At 69.5% G+C, this 21,612-nt stretch carries 18 protein-coding genes and 1 tRNA gene; 10 read left to right on the top strand and 9 right to left on the bottom strand.

What is annotated here, in order from left to right; genetic code table 11:
• Positions 1–319 precede the first annotated feature (319 nt).
• On the bottom strand, positions 320–799 hold the full coding sequence (locus VQ02_RS00575; RefSeq protein ID WP_245239576.1) for a cupin domain-containing protein: 480 nt from the start codon (positions 797–799) through the stop codon (positions 320–322).
• A gap of 314 nt (positions 800–1,113) precedes the next feature.
• On the opposite strand from VQ02_RS00575, the gene VQ02_RS00570 reads away from it, so the two are divergent.
• The 6 genes from VQ02_RS00570 (at position 1,114) to VQ02_RS00545 (ending at position 7,231) form a co-directional block, all read left to right on the top strand.
• The gene (locus VQ02_RS00570; protein WP_048442201.1) at positions 1,114–1,686 is read left to right on the top strand and encodes an SCO family protein; all 573 of its coding nucleotides are present in this window, start codon (positions 1,114–1,116) and stop codon (positions 1,684–1,686) included.
• A 166-nt stretch (positions 1,687–1,852) separates the two neighbouring features.
• Entirely contained in the window at positions 1,853–2,422 is a 570-nt protein-coding gene (locus tag VQ02_RS00565) for a QcrA and Rieske domain-containing protein (protein WP_063838456.1), read from the top strand.
• Positions 2,423–2,597: 175 nt separating this feature from the next.
• Positions 2,598–4,391, top strand: a complete 1,794-nt coding sequence (locus tag VQ02_RS00560) for a PQQ-dependent dehydrogenase, methanol/ethanol family (RefSeq protein WP_048442199.1) — start codon at positions 2,598–2,600, stop codon at positions 4,389–4,391.
• Positions 4,388–4,909 carry a hypothetical protein gene (locus tag VQ02_RS00555; RefSeq protein ID WP_157080429.1) on the top strand — a complete coding sequence of 174 codons (522 nt, stop codon included), beginning with the start codon at positions 4,388–4,390 and terminating at the stop codon, positions 4,907–4,909. The genes VQ02_RS00560 and VQ02_RS00555 overlap by 4 nt, the downstream gene beginning before the upstream one ends.
• Positions 4,910–4,989: 80 nt before the next feature.
• Positions 4,990–6,201 (top strand): acyl-CoA dehydrogenase family protein, encoded by a 1,212-nt coding sequence (locus tag VQ02_RS00550; protein WP_048442197.1) that lies wholly within the window; start codon positions 4,990–4,992, stop codon positions 6,199–6,201.
• A 61-nt stretch (positions 6,202–6,262) separates the two neighbouring features.
• Complete coding sequence (locus tag VQ02_RS00545; protein WP_048442196.1) at positions 6,263–7,231, top strand: alpha/beta hydrolase; 969 nt, start codon at positions 6,263–6,265, stop codon at positions 7,229–7,231.
• A gap of 93 nt (positions 7,232–7,324) precedes the next feature.
• Here VQ02_RS00545 and VQ02_RS00540 read toward each other — a convergent pair whose 3' ends face one another.
• From VQ02_RS00540 to VQ02_RS00515, 6 genes are all read right to left on the bottom strand, one after another.
• Entirely contained in the window at positions 7,325–9,025 is a 1,701-nt protein-coding gene (locus VQ02_RS00540) for a saccharopine dehydrogenase family protein (protein ID WP_048442195.1), read from the bottom strand.
• A gap of 39 nt (positions 9,026–9,064) precedes the next feature.
• Positions 9,065–9,484 carry a thiol-disulfide oxidoreductase DCC family protein gene (locus VQ02_RS00535; RefSeq protein WP_048442194.1) on the bottom strand — a complete coding sequence of 140 codons (420 nt, stop codon included), beginning with the start codon at positions 9,482–9,484 and terminating at the stop codon, positions 9,065–9,067.
• Positions 9,485–9,628: 144 nt separating this feature from the next.
• Positions 9,629–9,931: a hypothetical protein gene (locus tag VQ02_RS00530; protein ID WP_048442193.1), complete on the bottom strand. Its 303-nt coding sequence runs from the start codon at positions 9,929–9,931 to the stop codon at positions 9,629–9,631.
• Between the two features lie 50 nt (positions 9,932–9,981).
• Positions 9,982–11,025, bottom strand: a complete 1,044-nt coding sequence (locus VQ02_RS00525; protein WP_063838455.1) for a CobW family GTP-binding protein — start codon at positions 11,023–11,025, stop codon at positions 9,982–9,984.
• On the bottom strand, positions 11,022–11,315 hold the full coding sequence (locus VQ02_RS00520) for a hypothetical protein (RefSeq protein ID WP_048442192.1): 294 nt from the start codon (positions 11,313–11,315) through the stop codon (positions 11,022–11,024). The genes VQ02_RS00525 and VQ02_RS00520 overlap by 4 nt, the downstream gene beginning before the upstream one ends.
• Positions 11,316–11,323: 8 nt before the next feature.
• A complete protein-coding gene (locus VQ02_RS00515; protein WP_048442191.1) occupies positions 11,324–12,223 on the bottom strand; it encodes a polysaccharide deacetylase family protein in 900 nt (299 codons plus the stop codon).
• Positions 12,224–12,373: 150 nt separating this feature from the next.
• On the opposite strand from VQ02_RS00515, the gene VQ02_RS00510 reads away from it, so the two are divergent.
• Positions 12,374–12,465, top strand: a tRNA-Ser gene (locus VQ02_RS00510).
• Between the two features lie 358 nt (positions 12,466–12,823).
• Here VQ02_RS00510 and VQ02_RS00505 read toward each other — a convergent pair.
• Positions 12,824–14,386 (bottom strand): FG-GAP repeat domain-containing protein, encoded by a 1,563-nt coding sequence (locus VQ02_RS00505; RefSeq protein ID WP_048442190.1) that lies wholly within the window; start codon positions 14,384–14,386, stop codon positions 12,824–12,826.
• 213 nt (positions 14,387–14,599) lie between these two features.
• Positions 14,600–15,253, bottom strand: coding sequence for a class I SAM-dependent methyltransferase (locus VQ02_RS00500; RefSeq protein ID WP_053080077.1), 654 nt, complete (start codon positions 15,251–15,253; stop codon positions 14,600–14,602).
• 630 nt (positions 15,254–15,883) lie between these two features.
• On the opposite strand from VQ02_RS00500, the gene VQ02_RS34515 reads away from it, so the two are divergent.
• The 3 genes from VQ02_RS34515 to VQ02_RS34510 all read left to right on the top strand — a co-directional run bounded on the left by VQ02_RS34515 (position 15,884) and on the right by VQ02_RS34510 (position 21,578).
• The gene (locus VQ02_RS34515) at positions 15,884–16,564 is read left to right on the top strand and encodes a class I SAM-dependent methyltransferase (protein WP_167350689.1); all 681 of its coding nucleotides are present in this window, start codon (positions 15,884–15,886) and stop codon (positions 16,562–16,564) included.
• Between the two features lie 69 nt (positions 16,565–16,633).
• Positions 16,634–17,863: a glycosyltransferase family 61 protein gene (locus VQ02_RS00490; RefSeq protein ID WP_048442189.1), complete on the top strand. Its 1,230-nt coding sequence runs from the start codon at positions 16,634–16,636 to the stop codon at positions 17,861–17,863.
• Between the two features lie 127 nt (positions 17,864–17,990).
• Positions 17,991–21,578: a rhamnosyltransferase WsaF family glycosyltransferase gene (locus VQ02_RS34510; RefSeq protein WP_053080073.1), complete on the top strand. Its 3,588-nt coding sequence runs from the start codon at positions 17,991–17,993 to the stop codon at positions 21,576–21,578.
• Positions 21,579–21,612: the final 34 nt, after the last annotated feature.

The raw sequence follows: 21,612 nt of genomic DNA, 5'->3' as shown, positions 1-21,612 counted from the left end.
GCCCGTGCGATGCGGATGCGGTGCCGCGGAGCCCCGCTTCGTTCGAGGACACGCGGGCGACGTTCAGGAGTGGTGTCAGAGCCTATTTGATTGGATCCGACAATTTGACACCCTGCATGTCATTCCGGGGCCGCGCAGCGGAGCCCGGAACGACGAAGTGGGTGTTCATACTGTCCAGAAAGTCAAGCAGGCTCTTACACCAAACGGCCCAGGACGCCGACGCATCGATGTCGATCCCTCTTGAATTCTCGACATCGGATCAAAGCTTGCCGCGAATTCGAGAACGGAACCGAAGGTCGGCCTCTCTCGGCCGCCGGCCTCACTCGCCGGAGCCGTACCAGGTGAAGTGCTTCTTGATCGGCTCGATTACCTCCCAGGTGCCCGAGAAGCCCTTCGGGGTCACGAAGGCGTCGCCCGCCCGGTAGGTCCTGGCGCACCCTTCCGCGTCGGTGACGACGACGACGCCCTCGAGGATCTGGATGAATTCCGCGCGGCCGAAGTCGATGCGGAACTTGCCCGGCTCGCAGGTCCAGATGCCGGCGGCGAACAGGTTGTCGGGGCTCACGTAGATGTAGGTCGCGGTCTGGACCGGGTTGCCGGAGAGGATGTGCGAGCGCGGCGGCGCGTAAGGCTCGGCCGGGGGCTGCACCGCCGGGAAGTCGCTGGTCCGCTGCACCGGCCCGTCGAGGAGGGGCGGCGGGGAGCGGCGCAGGAACGGGGCCGCGCGCAGCATCGGCACGGCGCTCAGGTAGGCCAGCATCGGCCCGGACAGGGTGATGAGCTGCTTGATGGTCCCCAAGACGTCCCCCTTCGTGGCAGCCCGCGCGGGCCGCTCCGGCTCTCACCGGCCGCTCCGACCCGTGCGGCGATGGGGGGATCAAACCCCGGTGACGTTAAGCGACGGCTGCCTCGAAGCGTCGGATTGTCCGGAACGCCGGGGCCCACGCCGGGAAGGTTAAGGATGCCTGCACGGCGCCGCGCGGGAGGGTTCCTGGAAGATGCGGTGCGCGGTCGCGCGTCAAAAACCTGCGAGATTCGTGAATAGAGCCGGCTGAGCCGTTGGCGCCTACCCGCGGGCACGCTTAGATCGTATCGCGGCGTGAGGTTGAAGTCATGGGTTCAGCATCGTCATGGTTGCGGCGCCTGGGCCTGAGCCTGGCGCTGTCCGCCGCCCTGTCCGGTCCCGCCGCGGCTCTCTCCGCCGCCGCCGGCCCCCTGGTCTGGCCGGCCGGGCGCGGCCTCGTCGACCAGACCGGCGCCCCGGTGAGCGAGGCCCGCTTCGCCGGCCGCCTGCGCCTGGTCTATTTCGGCTACACCCGCTGCCCGGACCTCTGCCCCACCGCGCTGATGACGGTGACCCAGGCCCTCGACGACCTGCCGCCGGCCCTGCTGTCCCAGCTGGTGCCGGTGATGGTGGCGGCCGATCCGGAGCATGACGGTCCGGCAGTGCTCGCCCGCTACCTCGACACCTTCCACCCCGCCATCGTGGCGGTGACCGGCCCCGTGGCAACCATCGACGGCCTCGCCGCCGCCTACGCGGCGCCGATCCGGCGCCATGACGGCACCGTCGACCATCCGAGCGACCTCTTCCTCGTCGGGCCCGCGGGCGACCTTCTCGGGCGGCTGCCCTACACGGTGGCGCCCGAGGCGCTGGCCGCGGCGCTCCGGGCGGCCCTCGCCCGCTGACGTCCTGCCGCACTGCACAGTCGTTCTTCGCATTGCACCAACAAATGCGGCGATCACGAGCCCGAAACGCGGAACGTGTGCTGCACGAATTGGGTTGACGCGACCGACCGCTCGGCTACTCATATAGAAAACCATAAGAACAAAGAGCGTTTTGACCGGAGGAATGATGGCTCAGGGAGGACAGCGCGCGCATGGTCTCGACCGGCGCAGCGTGGTGGTGGGCGCGGTCGCCTGCTGTGCGGCGGCGGGCACCGCCTGGGCGGGGCCGGAGGACATGCTGCCGCAGAAGGGCGACCGGCTGGTGCTCGGCGACGGCGCGAAGGCGGGCCAGCCCGTCACCCTCGACGGCCTGCCGGTCGGCGGCGAGCTCGTCGAGGCGGTGGCGGTCGATCCGCAGGGGGTCAAGCGCGAGGGCTCGCGCTTCAGCAAGATCATCCTGGTACGGGTCGCGCCCGATCAGATCCCCGAGGATCAGCGCGCCCACACCGTCGACGGCGTCGTGGCGGTCTCGGGCGTCTGCACCCATCAGGGCTGCACCATCACGGGCTGGAACCACGACAGCCGGCGCCTGAGCTGCTTCTGCCACCATTCCGAGTTCCTGCCCGCCGAGGGCGGGCGGGTCGCCAAGGGGCCGGCGCGCAAGCGCCTGCCGGTTCTGCCTCTCGCCAGGGGCGAGGGCGGCACCCTGATGGTCGCCGGCGCCTTCATCGGGAAGCCGGGCCCCGGCCCTGCCTGAGCGGGCCTCCTGCGGCGCGCTCCGCGCGCCGTCCATCCAAGGTGCGGCGGCGCGTCCGCGTGCCGCCGATCACCGAGACCCGCGCATCAACGACGCGGGCCCGGACAAGAGCCACACCAGGGTCTGAGGAAATGCCGGGCCGGCCCGCGGCCGCCCCTTCGGTCAGGAGAGCAGCATGTCACGTCTCGTCGGAGCCAGGGGCTGGCTCGCCGCGGTCGCGCCCAGCGCCGTGGCCCTCGCGCTCGCCGGTGCGCCGGTGCAAGCCGGTCCGGTCGACTACAAGCCGGTCACCGACCAGCGCCTCGCGAATCCCGAGCCCGAGAACTGGCTGCAGTACCGCGGCAACTACCAGAGCTGGGGGTACTCCCCGCTCGACCAGATCACCGCCAAGAACGTCACCAAGCTCGTTCCGGCCTGGAGCCTGTCGACGGGCGTCAGCGAGGGCCACCAGGCTCCGCCGATCGTCAACAACGGCGTGATGTTCGTGACGACCCCGCAGGCGCAGGTGATGGCGATCAACGCCCGCACCGGCGAGATCCTGTGGCGCTACCAGAAGGAGCTGCCGCCGGAGCTGTCCCAGCTCCACCCGACCAACCGCGGCGTCGGCCTCTACGGCGACAGCGTCTACATGACGACCACCGATTCCTGCGTCGTCGCGCTCGGCGCCACGACCGGCAAGGTGAAGTGGGAGAAGTGCGTCGCCCCCTGGCAGGACGGCTACTACATGACGCTCTCGCCGCTGGTGGCGAAGGGCAAGGTCGTGGTCGGCGTCTCCGGCGGCGAGTACGGCGTGCGCGGCTTCATCACGGCGCTCGACGCCGAGACCGGCAACGAGGCCTGGAAGACCTACACGGTGGCGGGCCCCGGCGATCCGGCGGCCGATACCTGGAAGGGCGACAGCTGGAAGACCGGCGGCGGCTCGGTCTGGATCCAGGGCAGCTACGATCCTGCGGCGAACCTGGCTTACTTCGGCACCGGCAACGGCGGCCCCTGGACGCCTGACGCGCGGCCGGGCGACAACCTCTACACCTCGTCGGTCGTCGCCCTCGACCTCGACACCGGCAAGATCAAGGGCCACCATCAGTACCACTGGAACGACGGCTGGGACTGGGACGAGGTGTCGGCCCCCGTGCTGATCGACATCGAGCGGGACGGCAAGAAGATCCCCGCCGCGATCCACGCCGGCCGCAACGGCTATCTCTGGACGCTGGAGCGCAGCAAGGACGGGCCCCTGAGCTTCGTCGACGGCAAGCCGTTCGTGTACCAGAACGTCTTCGCCTCCCTCGACCCGAAGACCGGGCGGCCGACCTACGATCAGGCCAAGATCCCGGGCATCAACAAGCGCGCCGCGTTCTGCCCCGGCCTGTGGGGCGGAAAGGACTGGCCGCCGGAGGCCTACAACCCGAAGACCGGGCTGTTCTACATCCCCTCCAACGACAACCTGTGCTCGGAGCTGGCCGGCGCCCAGGCCGGCACGCGCAAGCCCGGCGAGCTCTATATCGGCATTCCGATCGACGAGGTGCTGAACTCGCTGCGCCTGCGCGACGGCGTCGACAAGTCGAAGCCCTTCGCCATCGGGGCAATCCAGGCCTGGGATCCGAAGACCGGCAAGAAGGCCTGGCAGCACGACTTCCAGGATTCGGCCAACTGGGGGCCGCTGCTGACCACCGGCAGCGGGCTGATCTTCGCCGGCGGCACCAGCGACCGGAAGTTCCGGGCCCTCGACGGCACCACCGGCAAGGTGCTGTGGGAGACCCGGCTCAATTCCGGCGTCACCGGCGTGCCGTCGAGCTACATGATCGACGGGATCCAGTACATCGCGGTCCAGGCCGGCTGGGGCGTCGATGCCGAGCGCATGCTGAGCGGCATCAACGCCCTGATCCCCGAGGAGCGCCGGGTCAGCGTCCTGCCGCAGGGCGGGGTGATCTGGGTGTTCCGGGTCATGGGCGAGGAGGCGGCCGCCAAGTGAGGGGCTGTCACGTGAAGCCGGGGCCGCGCCTCGCCGCCCTGGCCCTCGCCGCCCTCCTCGCGGGGGCGGCGGGACCGGCCGGCGCGCAACCCGCGCCGGAAGCGGGAGCCGCCGGGTCCGGCCCGGCCGCCCCCCTCCCCGCCCGGCCCGACGACCTCGTGGCCTACGTCACGGCCGCCTTGCGGGACCACGACCTCCCGGCCTTCGAGCGCCTGGTGAACTGGTCCGGCATGCGGGCGCAGCGGCGGCGGCTGACCCTCTACCAGATCCGCTCCGGCTTCGGCCGGCCGATCAAGCGGGCCGCCCTCGAGCCGATGCCGGAGGACGGCCTCGCGGAGGCCACGGCGCGGGGCACGCTCAAGGCCAACATGCCGGTGACGGAGCGGCTGCGGGTGGTGTTCGACGAGCCGCCGGTGGAGGGCGACGCCGCGCCGACCAGCATCTTCCTGATCGGGCGGGAGAACGGCACCTACCGCATCGCCCTCCTGGTCCCGACCGGGCCGCCCCGCGGCAAGTAGCGGGGCGGACAGCGCTTGACCGCGGGCCTCCGGGCGGCGCAAGCGTTGGGAAATATAGTGCCATACCGGAGGAACCACCGATGGACTTCACGCTCTCCCCGCGCATCGAGGAGTATCGCGCCCGCATCGCGGCCTTCGTCGAGAGCGAGATCCTGCCCGTCGAGGCCGACCGCAGCACCTGGGACGAGCACGAGAACATCGGACCCGAGGCCCTGGCCGCACTCCGCGCCAAGGCGAAGGCGGCGGGCCTGTGGTGCCTGCAGCTCAAGCCCGAGACCGGCGGCCAGGGCCTCGGCAAGGTCGGGATGGCGGCCTGCTACACGGAGATGAACCGCTCGATCTTCGGGCCGGTGGTGTTCAACTCCGCCGCTCCCGACGACGGCAACATGATGGTGCTGGAGGCGCTGGGCACGCCGGAGCAGAAGGCGCGCTGGCTCGAGCCCATCGTCTCGGGCGCCGTGCGCTCGGCCTTCGCGATGACCGAGCCGCATCCCGGCGGCGGCTCCGACCCGTCGATGATCCGCACCCGGGCCGAGCGCCAGCCGGACGGCTCCTGGCGGATCACCGGGCGCAAGTGGTACATCACCGGCGCCGAGGACGCGGCCCACTTCATCCTGATCGCCCGCACCTCGGACGATCCGCGCTACGGGCTCACCGCCTTCCTGTTCCACCGCGACCAGCCGGGCTGGGAGATCGTCCGCCGCATCCCGATCATGGGCCCGGAGGAGCATGGCGGCCATTGCGAACTCGCCTTCGACGGGCTGACCATCAAGCCCGAGGACGTGCTCGGCGGCGAGGGCAAGGGCCTGAAGGTGACGCAGGTCCGCCTCGGCCCCGCCCGCCTCACCCACTGCATGCGCTGGCTCGGCCTCGCCGGCCGCTGCGTCGAGATCGCCCAGGAATACGCCGCTACCCGCGAGGGCTTCGGCGTGCGGCTGGCCGACCGCGAGAGCGTGCAGCTGATGCTCGGCGGGCTGGCGATGGACATCGAGATCGGCCGGCTGCTGGTGATGCGCGCCGCCTGGGAGCTGGACCAGGGCCGGTTCGCCCGCAAGGAGGTCTCGATGGCCAAGGTCCACGTCGCCAACACCCTGCACCGCGCGGCCGATATCGGCATCCAGATCAACGGCGCCCGCGGCTACTCCAAGGACACGGTGCTGGAGTGGATCTACCGCTACGCCCGCCAAGCCCGCCTCGTCGACGGGGCCGACGAGGTCCACCGCATGGTGCTGAACCGCCACCTCGAATCGGAAGGCCGCGGCTTCTTCGCCTGGCCGACGGCGGAAGCCTGAGCGAAAACACCCGGGCGGGAACCTGCTAAGGTTTCCGCCCCGCGACCTGTTCGAGTTCCCGATGCCTGCTCTTCACCCCGACGTCCAGGCCCTGCTGGCGATGCTGCGCGCCGCCAACGCGCAGCCCCTCGAGGCGCTGCCGCCCGAGGCGGCGCGGCGCAGCTACTCGGCCGGGCGCCGGGCGCTGCAGCCGCCGCCGGACCCCGTCGCCCAGGTGCGCGACCTCGCGGCGCCCTCCCCCGCCGGGCCGGTGCCCCTGCGGCTCTACCGCGGCGAGGGCACCGCGCCGGACGTGGCCCTGCCCTGTCTCCTCTACCTGCACGGCGGCGGCTGGGTGCTGGGCAACATCGAGTCGCACGACTGGATCTGCCGGCGCCTCGCCAACCTGGCGCAGGCCTGCGTGATCGCGGTCGATTACCGCCTCGCCCCCGAGCATCCCTTCCCGGCCGCCGTCGAGGACGCGGCCGCGGCGCTGACCTTCGTGGCCGAGCGGGCGGAGGGGCTCGGGGTCGATCCGGCCCGCCTCGCGGTCGGCGGCGACAGCGCCGGCGGCAACCTCGCGGCGGTGCTGGCGCTCATGGGCCGCGACGGCACCCTGCCGCGGACGACGATGCAGGTGCTGCTCTACCCCTCCCTCGACCTCGGCCTGACGAGCGAAGGGTTCGAGCGCATCACCGAGGGCCAGCCCCTCACCGCCGGAACGATGCGCTACTTCGTCGACCACTACGCGCCCGACGCCCGCGACCGCAGCGACTGGCGCGCCTCGCCCGCCCGCGCCGCGAGCCTCGCCGGCACGGCGCCCGCCCTGGTGCTGACCTGCGGTCACGATCCGCTCTGCGAGGAGGCTCGGGCCTACGCCCACCGCCTCGAGCGCGAGGGCGTGCCGGTGACCGCCCTGCACCTCTCCGACCAGACGCACGGCATCCTGACGATGAGCCGCCTGGTGCGGAGTTCCGCGACGGTGCTCGCCTTCGTGGCGGAGGCCTTGCGGGAGCGCTGGAGCCTCGGCGGCCCGGAGGGCGGGCGCTGACGGAGCGCTTCCCCGGGGTCCCTCGCGGAGGTCAGATGACGGGTCGCGCGCGTCGTCCCTCCCCGCCCGGCGGCGGCGGGTCGGCGCACGATCTCACGAAACGTGATCTGATCGGTCGCGGACCGCCGGAGGTGACACCGTCGCTGCGGGCTCCAGCGTGCCGCGATAGGCGACGATCAGTCCGACGAGCGGCGCGCGAATGGTGACGTCGAAGGCGAAGCGTCCGTCGATCTCGGTCTCGAAGCTCTCGCCCGCCGGCAGCAGGGATTGCGGCATCGGAAGCCCGAGGATCGACCATCGCCTGGGAACGAACAGGAGCCGCTTTCCGTCACGGACGAGGGCGATCGAGAAGGTCGCGATGCCGAACCGCTCGGTCAGCAGGTAGCGGTCCCGTCCCGTTCCGGCCGCCTGGAACGACGCGAACGTCTTCCCGCCGATGGTCCTCGTCCACCTCTCGCCCCCGTGCTCCGGCGTGAACGTGACCGTGGCGGGCACGCTCCGGGCCGCATCCGGGAAGCCGACCAGCGCGCAGAGGAGGCGGGCGACGCGCCCGGTTCCCCGCCGTACGGTCGCCGAACCCGTCCAGCGCCGGATGCCGGATCCCTCGTGAAGGGCGCGGACCGGGGCGGGCAGCGCATCGAAGGCCGGCCCGAGAACCTGGCGATAGATTGTGCCGCCGTCGTCGTCCCTGAAGCCGAAGACGATCGCGCGGCGTGCGAACAACGCCTGGTAATCGTCCAGGTCGAGGGCGCGGACCGCGGACCGGGCACCAGGTGCGGGCCGTTCGCCGCGCAGCGTCTTCCGGATCAGCGCCTCGATCGCCATCGACGGGATCAGCGGGCCGTCGTCTCCCTCGGCCAGGAGATGCCAGCTGCGGACGACGTCGCGCCCCCCGGAGCATCCGCGCACGGACACGATCATGCCGCCGCGATGCTCGCCGAACCGCAACCGGTTCAGCACCGCGTGGAACAGCGTCGAGAACGGCGTCAGGGCCGGCAGCCCGAACCGCGCCCTCGCCTTGGCCAGGAGGTTGAGCACCCGATGCAGGGATTCGGGCACCGGCCCGGCCCCCATCCAGATGTCGGTCATCGCGGGATGCTCGGGCGGAAGGACCTGCAGGTCCGGCACGTCGACGAGGGAGAAGCGCAGGTTCCGCAGGGGCAGATGCCCCGGCACCGCGACCGTGAACCGGCGGCTCTCCGTCAGGCCCAGGGCATCGACCGTCCGGCCGCCGCGCAGCAGCTTCACGGGACCGCCGACATAGCCCACCACGGCGCGCATGACGTTGAGGCCGATCCCGGCATAGGGCGAGGGCGCGATGCCGCCCTCGACGGCCCGGATCTCCATGGTCGCGGCCATCGCGCGCAGGACGGCGGCGGTCAGCACGGGAAAGCTGCTGACGCCGGAGAGGACCACGACGCCAGCCTCCCTCGCCCGCTCGTCGAACCGGGACACGCCGAAGACGAAGTCCGCCGCGTCGGCGAAGTCGAGGTAGTCGACGCCTGCCGCGATGCAAGCCTCGATCACGTGGTACGGGTCGGAGCCGTAATCCTGGAACGGACCCGACGCATCGACCACCAGATCCGGCCGTCGGGCGCGCAACGCCTCCGCGATGTCCGCCCGGTCAAGAGCCAGCGGCTCGACCCGCGTCACCCCGTGATGCGACGCGCAGAAGGCCCGCGCCCGGTCGAGGCTGCGACCGCAGATGACGAGTTCGAGGTCGTGAACGTCCTGCAGGAGCCGGACGAGCCTCCCGCCGAAGACCCCGTACCCGCCCAGGACCAGAACTCTCATCGGGGGCCGTCCGCGCTGATAGGGATCAGGGCCGGTCCCTCACAGGATGCGGTCCCGGTAGCGATCGGGAGCCACCCAGCACGTGTCCCGCCGGCCGAACAGGCGATAGCGGTTGCGCGCAATGAAGCGGTAGAGGGGATCGCGCAAGGCGGCCGGCACGATCCGAAGAACCCGGGCGAGCCGCCAGGGGAAGCCGAGACTCTCGTAGATGCTGAGGACGGCGTCGCTGTCCCGGCGCATGCGGTCGCCCTCCACCACGAGCAGGCTCGCCGGATCGTCCGGATCCATGCCGTGTCGTCTGGAGAGGGACTGGCCGACGTCGCTCTGCATGGATGCGAGGCGAAACCTCGCCTCGCGATCTCTTTCCAGAACGAACCGGGCGTTCGCCGAACACAGCACGCATTCGGCATCGAACAGGATGATCGGACCGGCGGACGCCGCGCGGGGTGTCGTCGTCATGCGAGGATCGTAGGCGACATTCCCGGCTTGGGAGAAGCGCGCGTCGATGTCGGTCGACGCAGGCGGCCCTGCTGCCGCCCTCGGCACTCCTTCGCGGGGTGGGGCTGACCGGCTTGGACCCGCTCGCCCGGCGCCCCGCGCGGCTCAGTCCCCCTTGCGGGGTCCGCGCTTCGCGGCGGGCTTCCGCCGGGGCTTCGCGGCCGGCTCGGGCGCCGGCTCGGGCTCGGGCTCGCGGAGGACCGGCTCCGGGCCCCGGGCCTCGCGGGTGATCATCTCCACCATGCTCTGCGGCAAGCGGACGAAGTGGCCCGTGCCGTGGCCCGACCGGTCGAGGATCTCGGCGAAGACCGGCTTGTGCGGCTCGTGCCCGGCCTCGCCCAACGCGCAGGGACGGCGCGGCAGGGCGCTGAGCTTCGCGGCGAGTTCCTTCGGCACCAGTGCGTTCACGCATCACCCTCCCGTCGGCCGGACAGGTCGGAGATGTAGGGCCGTCAAGGTTAACGATCGGCTGCCGCCGGTCTTGCCGGGGCGTGCGCCTCCGGGACGTGGCGGGGGACGAGGCCGGAGCCCGTCGAGACCTGCGCGCCCGTGAACGCACGGTAAGAGCGGCGCAGCAGGTCGCCGTCGAGGTCGTGGCCGATCAGCACCAGACGGGTGCGGGCGAGGCCGTCGGGCCAGGCGGGCAGGTGGCGCGGCGGGTGCACCAGGTGCTGCACGCCCTGGATCACCACCGGCGTCGCGGCCCCCTCGACCGCCACCAGGCCCTTGAGGCGCAGGATCCGCGCCCCGTGCCGGTTGAGCAGCATCCCGAGCCAGAGCCCGAACCGGGTCCAGTCCACCGGCCCGCTCTCGATCAGCACCGCGCCTACCGGGCCGTGGGGCGCCTCCGGCACCGCGGCGCAGAGCCAACGCCCGGCGCGCTCGCCCGACGGGTCGTCGGTGAGGAGGGCGGCCTCCGGCATGTCCGCGAGGGTCAGGTCCGTGACCGGCGCGACCGGGTTGAGGGCGGCGAGCCGCGCCCGCAGGGACGCGGCGGCGTCCGGGGTCGCAAGGTCGGTCTTCGACAGGATCAGGCGGTCGGCGCAGGCCACCTGCCGCACGGCCTCCTCGTGGGCGTCGAGGGTGCGGTCGCCGTTCACCGCGTCGACCACCGTGACGATGGCGGCCGTCGTGAAGGCGTGGCGCAAGACCGGGTCGGCCACCAGGGTGGCGACGGCCGGCCCCGGATCGGCGAGGCCCGTGGTCTCAATCACCACCCGGCGAAACGGTGGCACCAGGCCGCGCCGCCGGCGGTCGTGCAGGTCGATGAGCGCCGCCTTCAGGTCGCCGCGGATGCTGCAGCAGACGCAGCCGCCGCGCAGGAGCGCCACCTCGCCCTGCAGCGGCTCGACCAGCAGGTGATCGAGCCCGACCTCGCCGAACTCGTTGATCAGCACCGCCGTGTCGCGCAGGGCGGGCCAGCGGAGGAGCCGGGCGAGCAGGGTGGTCTTGCCGGCGCCGAGGAAGCCGGTGAGCAGGGTGACGGGGGTCGGCCCGCTCATCCCCGCGCCTCCAGGGCGGCGATCACCGCCGGATCGAGGGGGTCGCAGGCGCGCCCGGCCAGGCGCTCCGCCGCCGGCCACAGGGTGCCGAGATGGTCGACCATCGCGGTCCGCCCGGTGCGGCCCGAGAGCGTGTAGCGGTCGGCCCACGCGGCGAGGCGCAGGCCGTAGAGTCCGAGCACCCGGTTGGCGGCGTCCGCCCGGGCCCGCCGCTCCGCCTGGGGCGTGCCGCTCCGCACGCCGTCGCTCCAGTGATCCGGCGCCCCGAACGCCCCGCAGAGGCCGCACATCGGGGCGTTCAGGAATCCGGCCGCGCCGTGCCCTCGAACGGGAAGCGGCGGGCGAAATCCTCCGCGATCGTCTCCATGGTCACGAAGCGTACGCCGTCATGGGCCTTGAAGTGCTGGAACAGGCGCTCGTGCATCTGCAGCACGTGCGGCTTGCCCGAGACGTCCGGGTGGATGGTGATCGGGAACACGGCGTAATCGTAATTGGCGTAGACCCAGTCGAACTGGTCGCGCCACATCTGCTCGATGTCGCGCGGGTTGACGAAGCCGTGGCTGTTGGGCGCCGCCTTGACGAACATCATCGGCGGCAGGTCGTCGAGGGTCCAGGAGGCGGGGATCTCGATCAGCCGGGTCTCGGTGCCGTGCTCGAACGGCCGCATCCAGGTCGAGGGGTGCTGGGCGTAGTCGATCTTGGTCCAGGATTCCCCCACCCGGACGTAATAGGGGTGGTGATCGTTGTGCATCAGCGAATGGTCGTAGCGGATGCCCTTCTTCTGCAGCAGCTCGTTGGTCTTCGGCCCGAACTCCCACCAGGGCGCGACGTAGCCCCGGGGCGGCTTGCCGGCGAGGTCGGCGATGAGCCCGACGCACTTGTCGAAGATCGCCTCCTCCTGCTCGGGCGTCATCGCGATCGGATTCTCGTGGCTGTAGCCGTGCATCCCGATCTCGTGGCCGGCGGCGGCCACGGCCTTCATCCCGTCGGGAAAGGTCTCGATCGAGTGGCCGGGGATGAACCACGTCGTCTCGATGCCCCATCGCGAAAACATCCGCAGCAGCCGCGGCGCCCCGACCTTGCCGGCGAACACGCCCCGGGAGATGTCGCACGGGCTGTCCTCGCCGCCGTAGGATCCGAGCCAGCCCGCCACCGCGTCGACGTCGACGCCGTAGGACACGAAGATCTCTTTCGCCACGACCGGCCTCCCCGCCTGCCCCGCCCAGCATCTGACAACCGGGTGAGCCCCGGGGTCAAGCCGGGACGCCCCTCGCATGCCCCGCGTTGCTCTGAACCCCACGAAACCGGTTGACCGCGCTCCGCCAATTCCCTAGAGCGTTGGCCAGCCGGAGACGTGGCCGAGCGGCTGAAGGCACTCGTTTGCTAAATGAGCAAGCCCCGAAAGGGGCTTCGAGGGTTCGAATCCCTCCGTCTCCGCCATCCCTGCGTTGCTCTGAACTAAGTCGAGCGACTGCACGATCCTCCGAAATATCGATGTCGACGTTTCATGCGGCATGATCCGTCGCTTGGTCCGAGCATGATCCGATTTGTTCCGGCCTGAAGCAGCAGGTCCGCGGAAGGGACTGGTCGTCTCTTTTCCCAGTCGGGCCTCCCCCACAGTCTGGCATGTCCAGGCGCGAGCCGTATCTGACCTGCCTCGTCCGCAGCGAGGAGATCTCTTGAGTGACCGCGAGGCCTTCGGGTGCGGCAGGGAGCTCGCACCTGCCGCGGAGACCGGCAGGACCGGATCAAGCCGGGGCCGGGCTCGTCGAGAGCCCGGGCGAGATGAGGATTGCGATCAGCTCACGGCGGTGTAGGCGCCGGCATTGCCGAGGTTGAGCAGCGACTGCACCTGGCCGTTCTGCACCCCCCAGGCCACTACCGACGCGCCCTGCTGAAACAGAACGTCCGCCGTGCCGTCGCCGGTGTAGTCGCCCACCCCCGACACCGCGTAGCCGCCCGCGTTGCCCAGGCCGCTGGCGCTCTGCACCTGACTGTTGCTGCCCATGATCCACTCAACCACGGAGGCACCGTTCTGGAACACGAGGTCGGCCCGGCCGTCGCCGTTCAGGTCGCCGACGCCTTCCACCCGGTAGCTGCCCGCATTGCCGAGATTGGCCACGCTCTGCACTTGGCCGTTGCCCATGATCCAGGCCGCCACCGCGGCGCCGTCCTGGAACACGATGTCATCGGTGCCGTCGCCGTTGAGGTCGCCCGTGCCAACCACCTGGTAGCCACCAGCACTGCCGAGCCCGGTCGAAGATTGCACCTGCCCGTTCTGCATCCGCCAGGCGACGACCGAGCTGCCCTGCTGGAAGAGCACGTCCGAGGTGCCGTCGCCGTTGAGGTCGCCCGTGCCGACCACCTGGTAGCCACCAGCACTGCCGAGGCTAGTCGCGGCCTGCACCTGCCCGTTCTGCATCCGCCAGGCGACGACCGAAGCGCCCTGCTGGAACAGGACGTCCGAGGTGCCGTCGCCGGTGACGTCGCCCGTGCCGACCACCTGGTAGCTGCCGGCATTGCCGAGGCCGGTCGCAGCCTGGACCTGCCCGTTCTGCGCCTGCCAGGAGACGATCGAGCCGCCCTGCTGGAAAAGCAGGTCGGACGTGCCGTCCCCGTTCACGTCGCTGAGTGCCGTCTGATAGAGTGCCACGCGCATCCCGAGATCCTGCATGATCGCGAGATCGAGCGTCGAGATGTCGTACCGCGTGGCATACCTGAACACGATGCCGTTCATCAAATCCTGACCGCCGCGCTCGGTCTCGCTGTTGAACAGATGGTTGTATTGCTGGCCGTTGCTCAGCGACGTGACCGGGACCGGGCCGCCGAAGTTGGCGACCGCGTGAGTTCCGACGAACGACGCGGTGTGGTCGCCGTTGACGACCACGAGGCGGTCCCACGTGGACTCGTAGTTGGGCAGGGATCCATCGGTGGGACTGCGCCATCCCTGCATCCCGAGGGCGTGGCCGATCTCGTGCATGAACACGCTGAGGCCGTCGGTCATGTTGGCCGGCGCGACGCTGTTCGCATCCAGCCACAGCGTCGACAGATAGTTCGGATCCACGGTGATGATGACGTCCGGAGCGGCTCCGTTCGGGTCGCGGCCGCTGCGCAACTCCGAGATCGTGCCGTTCTCGTAGACGAGCCGCGATCCATCCATGCCCACATAGGTCGATGTGGCGGCGCCGCCATTGGCGCGGCCCACCGATGTTGTCGCGACGTTGACCTGGATGTCGAGCGTGCCGCCCCCGCGGATCCATCTCGACCATTGCGCCGCCGCGGCGGTCACGACAGCGCCCAGTGCACCGGCCTTCGGCGAATTCGTGGGATCGTTCACGGACACAGTGTATTGAAACGCCATCTTCCCCTCCCCGGCGCGATCGCCTCGTCAGCCTTCGCGTGCCGACCTGCCCTCGATTTGGAGAGCGCGCCCGAAGCCTTGGCAAGTCGCCGAAGAAGAGGTGTCACTCCAATTCGAAGCTGTGTTGCGGGCGCCCCACGGGAGTATTCGATTGCTCGCGGCGCGTCGCCGGTGCCAGGCTGTGCCTGCGGGCCTCGCCGCGAGGAACGATGGTCAGCGCTTCCTGAGCACCGTGATGCAGTCGTTGTCAGGCTCGCCCCACGAGAAGATCCACTGCTCCACGACATCGAAGCCATTGCGCATCGCGACGTGCTTGAAGATCCCGGCCGTCATGTAATTCCGCATGTGTGGGTTCGTGGTAAAATCACCGCCCGGGTTGGCAGAATAATTTGAATGATGAATCAGGGCATACGACTCGGATTTGAGAATGCGCTGAAATTCCGGCAGGTAAGCGATGGCGATTTCGAGGTCGAAATGGACCATGGCATCGAACGAATACAGGAAGGTGTAGCGACCATCCGGCAACGGAGACAGGTCGAAGCCATTGTTCTGAACGGCTGTGACGTTCTCTTGCTGCAAATTCTCGCGAAGATGAGCGATGCAATCCTGGTTGACATCCACCATGGTGACGTGGCGTGCGCCGGTCTCCAGGAGCTTGCGGGTGTTGCGGCCGTAGCCGGCGGCGAAGTCGACCACCTCGGTGAGGTCGAATGGATAGCGGTCGAAGAACGGCTTCAACATCTGCTGCCACTGAGCATCCATGTGCTCGGCCGCGACGCCGTGGTAGCGCTCGCCGACTTCGGCACCCCAATGGAAGGCCTCCGCCGAGACGACTGCTTCAAGGCGGGAGTTCTGTACCTTGGTCATCGCGTGCCTCCTGCACGATCACGCCCCGGGGGCTCCGACGACGTCTGGTAGAGCATTCGATCCATGAGGCAAAGCGCCGGCCAGTTCCCACTCCGGCAGGAGACGGCCCCGCTGCCACGAGCGATGATCCGGGCACGATGCGAGAGGGTTCGCGGAGATCCTTTGTGACAGGAGAATCGTGACTGCGGTGCCCCTGCATCCCGACTGAGCTTGGCCTAAGGAAATCACAACGTCGGCCGCACGCGCCGCGTCGGAGTTGCAGGACAGCCATCGACCGCCGGGCTCGCCCCGCAATGGAGCCGGGGCGGACCGCGATTGCCAGCAGCTTGCATTTGACCGCGTTTACTGAAAATGGGTGGTCTGCGAGCCGCCATCCAGCATGCAGAGGTCTCGACAGGATGCGACCCGGGCTGCACCTTTCGCAGGGCCGTCCGGCCCTGGAACTCGATTGCGCCCGCCCCCGGTATCCGGACGCGGGATCCGCAACCGTTCGCCGCTGCCGGCACGGATCGGCGCAAGCTGGCGCGCGACGCCCCAGGCCTTTGATTGTATCGCACTTTCTGCCACGAACCGGGATCCGCTTCGTCGGAGATGGCCCTGGCTTCTTCCCTATCGAACAGGTTGACGGACATGGAACGGTATCAGGTCTTGCAGGGATTGCTCGCTCTGTTCGAGGCTCCGGCCTACCTTGAGGTCGGCGTCGACAAGGGCGAGACCTTCCATGGCCTGCGTGCCGGCTCGAAGATCGCGGTCGATCCGACCTTTTCGTTCGACGTGGATGCGGCAAGGCAGCAGGCCGACAACCAGAACTGTCGCTATTTCAACGTGACGAGCGATCAATTCTTCCAAACGGAAGCTCCGGTGCACCGTTTCGACGTAATCTACATCGACGGGCTGCACACCTTCGAGCAGACGCTGCGCGATTTCCTCAACGCCACGGTCGCGTTGAAACCAGGGGGCGTGGTCGTCATCGACGACGTCATCCCAGCCTCCTACGCGGCATCCCTTCCGGACCTCGATCTCAGCCGCCGATTCTGGCAGGCGACGTCGAATCCCGACGGGTCATGGATGGGCGACGTCTACAAGCTCGTCTTCTTCATTCACCACTTCATGCCCTCGTACAGCTACGCGACGATCGTGGAGAACCACGGGCAGACCGTCGTCTGGCAGGCGCCCCGCGCTCTGCCGGGTCCGGTGTTCAAGGACGTCGAGGCCATTGCCCGCGCGACCTACGTCGACGTCGTCATGAACATGCCGCTCTTCAACCTCTCGCACTACTCGGACATTGTCTCGCGGCTGCGGGAGCGCTGACGCCCGCGGCCGCTCGGCACCAAGGCGACGTGACATCCGGTCGAAAATCGCGAAAAGTTGGCTCATCGCATGCAACGGCAAATCCACGAGGGCGTGTCCTGCGCCCCACGAGACCTGTACACACGCGAGGAATGGCACGATCCCCACATCACGTTCGAGCGCATCCGCGAGGTGTCTGACCCTGCCAGGTCGGAGTTCGGGATCCTGCAGCCGGTCTTCGCCCGGCACGCGGTCGCCCGGCCGATGCCCGCGAGCGTCGCCGGGCCCTCGCCCGCCGACATCGACGTCCTGCTGAGCCATTACGCGGACATCAACAGCCGCTACGCGAGTTCGAGCCCCTCCTCCTTGGTCCGCATCAGGGAGGCGGTGGTCTGGCGGAACATGATCTTCCTCCAGTCGGGCGACGATCTGATCCCCCTCTACGAGAACTTCCGGATCATCGACAGGCAGGAGAAGGGCGGAGACGTCGCCGACAAGCTGAGGAGCAGGACCAACATCCAGGAACTGGACAGCGGCGGAGCCGCCGTCATCTTCTACGGATCGGTGGGGTCATTCAACTACGGACACTGGCTCGTCGACGACTTCACGCGCTACGCCGCGCTCGAGCGCGTGGACCGGCCCCTGCTCTGCCTGTTCTCCCGGCTCAACGACGCGATCGACCGGGTCAGGCAGGAGGGCGTGACCCTGGCAGCCGGGTCGCGGGCCTGCGAGAGCCGCTTCGTCGATCCCGAAATCCCGGTCAGGGTGAAGGATCTCCTCTACGTCACGCCCTGCTCCGTGCACCCGTTCCTGAAGAACCCGGACGCCCTCGCTTACGTGCGGGATCTCGGGAGGCGGACAATCGCGAGCGCCACGCCGGGGCGGCGCCTCTTCGTCAACCGGGCGGACCATTGGCCACGCCGCCTCACCAACATCGCGGACCTGTCCCCGATCCTGAGCGAGCACGGCTTCGTCGAACTCGTGACGGACGGCCTGTCGCTGCGCGAGCAGATCGACGCCTTCGCGCAGGCCGAGATCGTCGCCGGGATCATGGGAGCGAGCATGACGAGCACGGTGTTCTGTCCACCGGGAACGCCGCTCCTCTACCTCGCGCCGAGCGGCTGGAACGAGCCGTTCTTCTGGGACCAGGCGGCGATGTGCGGCCAGCCCTACCACGTGATGTTCGGCACCCCGGACGAGAACGATCCTCACAGCCTCTACCAGAAGTCGTTTTCCGTCGATCCGCAGCACCTCTCTTCCGTGCTGCGCGCCCTCACGGCGGGGGCGCCTGCACCGCGGACGGGCCTGCTGGGAGCGTAGCGGCCCAGACAAGGGCGAGGCGCGAACGGATGCCGCCTTGCCGTTTTGGAAGCAATAAACAGAAGAAGTCCCGCAGAGGTTGAGCATGTTCCGGCATTGGAGTTCGGCGCGCAGGAGGGCCGCCGCCTTGCGTCGCGAGGGCGCGGAGATCGCGCGCAGCATCTATTTCGACGAGGCGTTCTACCGGATTGCTGCGAACATCGACGCTTCCGTCAACGCGGCCGAGCATTACTGCCGGGTCGGATGGAGAGCAGGCCTCAACCCGTCGCCCTACTTCGACACCCGCCACTATCGCGCCCGCTACCGCGACGTGTCGACCGCGGACACCAATCCGCTCATCCACTATCTCCGCCACGGCGCCGCCGAGAAGCGCCAGCCGAGCCCGAATTTTGACGTGCCGGCGTTCACCGCCTCGCATCCCGAGGCTGAGGAGCCTGGCGTAGACGCCGCCGCCGTCTGCCTGCGCCTCTACGGGGGCTATCCGAACAACCCGCTGTCCCGCGCCTTCACTGCTCCGCCGTCGCAGGCCGCGTGGCGGTCCGACCCGGCGGTCGTCGCGCAGTGCCGCGCGCTGTTCGACGAGGCCTTCTACGTCTCCTTGAACGAAGAGGCGAACTGGGACGCCTTCGATCCCTTCGAGCACTACATGGAGCACGGCTACGGCGAGAATCGCGACCCGGCGCCGGACTTCGACACGCACTTCTACCGCCGCCGCTACCTGCGGGAGGCGCAGGAGAACGATAACCCCCTGCTACACTACGTGAAGTTCGGGCGGGAAGCCGGCCACGCGACGTGCCCGCCCCACCACGTCGTCCTCGATGAGATCGAGGCCGGAGATGGCGGCGGGCTCTCGCTCTGCCTCCATATCCATTGCTACTACCCTGAGCTGTTCCCGGAATTCCTGCCTGGCCTGCGCCACCTGCCGCCGTCCGCGCACGTCGTCGTCACGGCAGTGACGGAGGCGGATGCGGTCTACGTGGCGAACCTGCTGCGACGCGAGACGCTCGGGCCGTCGCACGAGGTGCGCGTCGTCGCCAATATCGGACGCGATCTCAAGCCGTTCCTGGTGGATTGCGCCGACATCTGGTCGCGGTTCGACATCGTCGGCCATCTCCACACCAAGCTCAGCCCGCATATCGACTGGGGAACCGCGTGGCGGCGCTACCTCCTCGACAGCCTGCTGGGAGACGCCTCGCTCGTCGCGCGCGCCATGTCCGCCTTCGCGGCCGACGACCAGATCGGCGCGATCTACCCGACCAACTATTTCCGGATCAAGGAATTCACCGCGGTCGAGCAGAATGCGCGGGTCATCGACACGTTCCTGGAGGCGCACGGGCTGGCCCGGCGCCGCAGTGATCCGCAGGATTTCCCGGCCGGCTCGATGGCGTGGTACCGCACGAGCGCGCTCCGGCCCCTCGCGGCGATCCTGCGGGACGGGGACGCCTTCGAGGAGGAAGCGGGACGCATCGACGGCACCTTCGCGCACGCGCTGGAGCGGATCATCGGGCTGTTCATCGCCGCCAACGGATACCGGTCGCTGCGCTACGCGACGCGGACCCGCCACCGCCTGCCGCGCCTCCCGTCTCCGCCGCCGCGGGATCCCGGAGCGCCGATCGCGAAGCGCTGGCCGCGGGATACGCCGCTGGTCGCGCGCGAGGAGGCGGTCCCGCTCCGGCCGCGCTACCGCCGGCATGACCCGCGCAGCCTGAACATCCACTGGATCGTGCCGAGCTTCGGCGGCCCGGGCGCCGGCGGCCACATGACGATCTTCCGGATGGTCCGCTTCCTCGAGAGCTTCGGCCACCGGCAGACGATCTGGCTCCAGAACGCGGTGCACTTCAAGAACCAGGCGCACGCCAAGGCCCTGATCCGGGAGTGGTATCAGCCGATCGGCGACCGGGTGAACGTCCTCTTCCTGCACGACGACACGCGGCGGCTCTCGGGCGACGTGCTCATCGCCACGGATTGCTGGACCGCCTTCCCGGCCGCGACGGCGTCCTCGTTCCAGGAGCGCTTCTACTTCGTGCAGGATTACGAGCCGGCCTTCCACCCGGCCGGCGAGATCAAGGAGGTCGCCGAACTCACCTACGACCTCGGCTTCGCCTGCCTGTGCGCCGGGCGCTGGCTGCAGGGCCTGATGGAGGCGCGCGGAACCTGGGTGCGGGCCTGGGATCTCGCCGTCGACCACGACGTCTACTTCCCGCGTCCCGCGCCCCCTGCCCCGCCGCGGACGATCAAAATCGCCTTCTACGCGCGCGGCTACACGCCGAGGCGGGCCGTACGCCTCGGCATCGCGGCCCTGAACGAACTCGCCCGCCGCCTCCCCGGCATCGAGGTCCACCTGTTCGGTCAGGAGGACGTCAATGTCGAGGAGATCGAATTCCCTTACATCAATCACGGCATTCTCTCGAGCGAGGGCCTGAGCGACCTCTATCGCGGCGCCGATATCGGCCTCGTCTTCTCGGCCACGAACTACTCGCTGGTCCCGCTGGAGATGATGGCCTGCGGACTCCCCGTGGTGGAGCTCGACGTGCCGAGCACCCGCGCGGTGTTCTCGGGGGAGGAGGTCTCCCTCGCCCGGCCGAGGCCGTCGGAGATCGCGGCATGCATCGAGGCCCTCGCCCGGGATCCCGCGAAGCGGGCCGCCCAGGTGGCGGCCGGCCTGGCCTACGTGTCCGGTCTCTCCTGGGAGACGAGCGCGCGCCGGGTCGAGGCCGCCCTGCTGGAGCGCCTGGAGCAGGTCGGCAGCCGGCCGATCGATGCCGGAACGGTCCTCGGCCGCGCCCCCGCCCTCGTCACGCGGCGGAAGGCCTCCGTCATCATCCCGACCTACGACGCCGGCGAGGCGTTCGGTTCGGTCCTCGACGCGGTGACGCGCCAATCCTGCGACTTCGCCTACGACGTGCTGGTGGTCGACAGCGGCTCGCGGGACGGGACCTGCGACCTCGTCCGGCGCTACGCCGACCGCGGGGCGCGGCTCGAGACCATCGCCAACAGCGAGTTCCAGCATGGCCGGACGCGCAACCTCGCCATCGCGCGCACGGACGGCGAGTACGTGGCGGTTCTCACGCAGGATGCCCGTCCCAAGGACGAGAACTGGCTCGCGCGCCTCATCGGCGGCTTCGCGAAGGGTCCGCGGGTCGCAGGCGTGATCGGCCGCCACGAGGCCTATCCGGAGCACGATCCCTTCACGCGGCGCGACATGGCCGAGCATTTCGACCAGCTCGCGCTGATGTCCGCGGTGACCAGCCTCGACGTCGGCCTGCCGAGCTGGCTGTATCCGGGCAGCGTCCCGTGGTGGATGACCCTCATCTTCTACTCCGACAACAACTCCGCCATGGCGCGGGCGGTGTGGAAGGAGATCCCCTATCCGGAGGTGGAGTGGGGCGAGGACCAGGTCTGGGCCTTCGAAATGCTCAAGCTCGGCTTCGAGAAGGCCTATGTCGACGACGCCGTGGTGTATCACTCGCACGACTTCACGCCGGCGCGTCAGTTCGCGACCTCCGCCACCGAAGGGGCGTTCTGGGCCGAGCAGTTCGGGATCGCGCTGCACGAGGACCTGGTCGGCGCGATCACCGCGATGAAGCACCGCGACGAGAGCTACGCGCTGGCACAGGGCATCGGTCGGGACGTGCTCGCGCGACGCCTGGCGCTCAACAATGCGACGGTGCGGGGGCGCCAGGCCGGTACGCTCGCGAAGCCGGCCCGCGGATGATCCGCTGAGCGCGAGGCGGGGGAACCCGCCTCGC

Origin of the sequence: Methylobacterium variabile (assembly GCF_001043975.1) — a bacterium.
Classification (GTDB): domain Bacteria; phylum Pseudomonadota; class Alphaproteobacteria; order Rhizobiales; family Beijerinckiaceae; genus Methylobacterium; species Methylobacterium variabile.
The sequence above is the reverse complement of the archived record's forward strand: the minus strand, read 5'-3'. Positions and strand labels throughout refer to the sequence as shown.